Genomic DNA, 310 nt, shown 5'->3' on the forward strand with positions numbered 1-310 from the left:
GCGCGCCTATGACCAGGTGATGCATGACGTGGTGCTGCAGAACCTGCCGGTGCGCTTCGCCATCGACCGCGCGGGCCTTGTCGGCGCGGATGGCGCGACGCATGCCGGCGCGTTCGACCTGAACTACCTCGGCTGCCTGCCGGGCATCACCATCATGGCGCCCAGTGACGAGCTTGAACTGCTCAACATGACCACGACGGCGGCGGCGTTTGACGAGGGGCCGATCGCCCTGCGCTACCCGCGCGGCGGCGGGTTCGGCCTTGACCTGCCGGCGGCGGGCAGGGTGATGGAGATCGGGCGCGGGCGCATC

1 pseudogene is annotated in these 310 nt (G+C 70.3%); it reads left to right on the forward strand.

From position 1 onward, the window contains the following. Nucleotides 1-310 (forward strand): annotated as a pseudogene (locus HNH97_RS17145) (1-deoxy-D-xylulose-5-phosphate synthase); the annotation flags it as partial.

The sequence above is a fragment of the Gluconacetobacter entanii genome, from assembly GCF_013155425.1.
Classification (GTDB): Bacteria; Pseudomonadota; Alphaproteobacteria; order Acetobacterales; family Acetobacteraceae; genus Novacetimonas; species Novacetimonas entanii.